We start from the raw sequence: 3,719 nt of genomic DNA, 5'->3' as shown, positions 1-3,719 counted from the left end.
CTGTCTGTCACCTGTCACCTGTCTGTCACCTGTAACGCGCAGGTCAGAAAGGGGAACAGGCCGCGCTGACAGGCCGAAGCCCCCTTGTCCGGGTCGGGTGACAGGTGACAGACAGGAGGGGCTCTTAGCCCTCGGTGGGGGGCTTGGGGGCGTGGGTGTGGTGGACGTAGCGGGCCTTGCTGCCTTCGCCGATCCGGACGGCTTCGCCGGTCTCGGCCCATTCCCGGAGCCAGCCTTGGATGACCGGGCGGCGGGTGCCGTAGGTGTCCTTCAGCTCCCGCTCCATGGCTGAGGCGCCGGTGCCCTCGGGGCCGGCGGCGATCAGGAGGTTCAGGGCGGCCTGCCGGGCGTCGGGCTTGGCGTCGGCGTTCTTGCGGGCCGGGGCCCAGGTGGACGGGTCGGACCAGTCGGTCCCGTCATCGGCGGCGGGTACGTCGGTGAGGCCGGCGTTGACGATGTCGAGGAACTCCGCCTCCAGGGCCTTGTCCTGCGGCGCCCCCTCGACCTGCGGCACCTTCGCAGCCGCGGGGGTATCCCAACTGGCGGTGGCCCGCCAGTTCCGGGGCCCCGACTCGCCCCCGCCCCCGTTTGCGGTGGTGGTGGCGGGCTGGAGGCCGAACAGGTGCCCGCAGCGCTCCTGCGACCACCGCTGCTCGTAGTCCGCCCCGGCCGCCTTCAGCGATGGGGCGTCGAGGGTGGGGCGACGGTGGGCGGTGGCGGCGCAGACCTCCTCGATGACGGAAGGGGTGATGCGCCACTGCCGCCCCTTCTCCGGGGCCTTGCCATCGGTGCCGACCAGCAGGGAGCCGGGGCCGTCGAAGGAGTCCTCCACCGCCAGCGCCCGCCAGCCGAAGAAGTGCCCCAGCTCGCTGTCTTCGGTGGCGCCGGTGCACACGCGGTTGGAGGCCATCTTGCGGACCATCGGGTCCGGCAGGACGTCCTGGGTGACGCGCAGGGCGGAGACGAGGGCGCGGATGGCCATCGCGCGGGCGATGCGGATCACCTCGGAGATGCCCTTGAGGACATCCCGGGCCTCACGGGTGGCGGCGACCTCGGCGCCTTCGTCGGTGATGATGACGATCTCGGGCAGGTCGGGGCCGACGGGCAGTTTGTCGTCGTCCTCGGCGCGCATGTGGTCCTGGTAGGCGACCTTGCGCTGCTTGGCGATGCGGATGGCGGCCTGGAGCATGCGGGTGGCCTCGGCCGGGGTGCTGGCCACCCAGTCCACGCCTGGGACGGGGATGTCGGCGTGAGCCCAGCGGGAGCCTTCGGTGTGCTGCTGGGCTTCACGCCACGCGTGCAGCCACGGCAGGCCCAGGGAGCCGCCGTTGAGGTCGATGACCCACACCAGCACGTCGTTGGTCTGGTTCAACCGGGCGATCAGGCTGTGGAGCCAGTTGCTCTTGCCGGTGCCGGTCGGGCCGGCCACGATCGTGGACGCCTGCCGCATGTCCAACTCCGCCTTCCCACCGTCCGAGAGCAGCGCCAGCGGCACCGGGTTGTTGACCGTCGTGACCTCGGTCATCTCGGCGAGCGGGTAGGGCAGTTCGGTGCCGGCCATGGACTTCGTCGTCACCCGCACCAGCACCAGCCGGCGGGAGAGACCTTCGTGGACCTCCAGGCCACAGCCGGTGGGCAGGTCCAGGTCGGAGGCGAGCGCGGCGGTGCGGTCCGCGATGGTCTTGCGGGTCACGCCCCCTTCGGGGAGTTTGACTTCGACGGTGTAGCCCATGCCGGTCGGCCAGTGCTCGATCGCGACGATCTCCACGTTCTCGACCCGGCACACCCGCGCGATGCGGTCGATCCACTCCTCGGCCAGTGCCCGGCGCACCCCGAGCCCCAGCAGGGTGATGCGGCGGGCCTGCTCGGTCTCCTCGTGGGCGGCGAACCCGACGGCCAGCGTGCCGGCGGCGATCCCGCCGACCGCGAGGGAGCCGAGCCCGGCCAGGGTGGTGGGGCCGCCGCCGGCCAGGGCCCAGGAGGACCAGGTGCCGGCCGCCAGCCAGCACGCGGAGCGAAAGCCGGTGGTGGCGCGGGTCAGGTGCTTGCGGATGCCGGAGATCGTGGTGCCCACCGCCCCGGCGGCGCCGGCGGCCAGCGCCCATCCGGCGGGCAGGTGCGCGGTGTGGGCCAGCGCGGTGGTGACCAGGGTGCCGGCGGTGGCGTTCAGGGTGCCGGAGACGATGCCGTGCCCGGCGCTCCAGTCCACCCGCGTCGAGGCGTTGGTGTTCTTGCTGGTCATGGTGTCCTTCCAAGCGGACGGCCCCCGCAGCGTGCGGGGGCCGTCGGGTCAGAGCAGGGGCTGGTTAGACGTTCCACTTGCGTTCGCCCTCGGGGCCCTTGCGGGGGTTCTCGTGCCGCTCGATGTCGGCGGCGTGGGCCTTGCGGTAGACGGAGCCGACCTCGGTCAGGGCCTCGATGACGCGGTTCATGGCCCGGTAGCCCTCACCGATCTCCTCGATGACCACCGGCTCCACGGGCAGCTTTTCGTCGGCCAGCTCTGCCAGGACCCGGATCGTGTCCTGCACCGTCTCCATCGCGGTGGGCAGGTCATCGATCAGGAACTGGAACTCCTCCATGCGCTCGGGGTCGAAGGTGGACGCGGCCTGCAGCATGACCTCGGCCGCGTCCGACAGACGCGCCAGGTTCGGGGTGGTGGTCTCGGACACGGTTCCTCCCTGGGGAACTTCGAGAGTGACGGGACGGGCCGAGCGGCCCTTGCCCGGAGTCGAACGCGGCTTGTCCTTGGGGCGTTTGGGGTCGGTGACCTTCTCGCCCGGCACCGGAATCTGGCCGGGCTTGCCCTCGCCGCGGATCGCGGCGTCACGCAGTTCACGGATACGGCGAGCACGATTGGCCAGCCGCAGCCACGCCGCCTTCAGATGCCGCGACGCCACACCCGGGCGGCGCCAGTTCCACAGGCCCGAGGCCAGCCCCACGCCGCCGGCCAGCACCGCGCTCGCACCCATCCGGGCCGCATGCCGCGCAGCGGACCGACGCAATGCCTTCGCCTGCGCCGCACTGACCTGCCCCCGATGCACCGAAGTGGTCTCAGCACGCCGCGACTTCCCCGGCCCGCGCTGGACGCCGGGCAGCATCCCGGCGTCCTTGTGCGCTTTCGCGGCGCCCCGGTCGGTGCGGCGGTTCGAGCGCTGCTCGGCCCGCGCGGCCCGCTTCGGGCCCCCGGCCTGCCAGCGCGCCATACCAGCGGCGACACCGCCCGCTGCGGCCCGTCCGGCACGCGACAACCCGCCGGACGCCGACCGCGGCCCGCGAGGGGCCTTCGACAACTGCACCCCCGCACCACCGTCACGACGACCGAACCCACCAGACGACGAACGCAACGACGCGGCAAGGCCATTGCGACGGTCTGCGCGCGGATCGCTGGCCCGGGAACCCGCCGCAAGACCCGTCGCGGGGCCTGTCGGTGCCCGGCGGACTCCCGACTGCGGGGTGGAGGCGGCGTTCGAGGGGGAGCGGCGGGACGCACCGCGCCCTCCGGCCCGCACCGACCCCGCGCTCGACCGGCCCGCACGGCCGACGCCGGCCCCCAAAGGCGACCGCTGGACGCCCGCACTACGGCTGCCCGCAGCGGCGGGGGTGCGGAGGGTGGACTGCGCGCGGCGCCGCGGACCCGCGGCACGCCGGCGGGCAACGAGCGCGCCGACGCCGATGGCTCCGGCGGCGGCGCCGGTGGCGGCCAGGCCGACCGGCCCGCC

General features: G+C 73.3%; 2 protein-coding genes. Both read right to left on the bottom strand.

The annotated features are described in order from the left end of the window. Window positions 1-124: 124 nt before the first annotated feature. Entirely contained in the window at window positions 125-2,242 is a 2,118-nt protein-coding gene (locus ACLJT4_RS42105) for a hypothetical protein (protein ID WP_411130441.1), read from the bottom strand. Between the two features lie 64 nt (window positions 2,243-2,306). Next, a complete protein-coding gene (locus ACLJT4_RS42100; protein ID WP_411130439.1) occupies window positions 2,307-3,098 on the bottom strand; it encodes a hypothetical protein in 792 nt (263 codons plus the stop codon). Between the last annotated feature and the right edge of the window lie 621 nt (window positions 3,099-3,719).

The organism is Streptomyces sp. x-19 (assembly GCF_046549115.1).
In the GTDB taxonomy this organism is placed as follows: domain Bacteria; phylum Actinomycetota; class Actinomycetes; order Streptomycetales; family Streptomycetaceae; genus Streptomyces; species Streptomyces albulus_C.
This window is presented reverse-complemented; position numbering and strand designations above follow the sequence as displayed.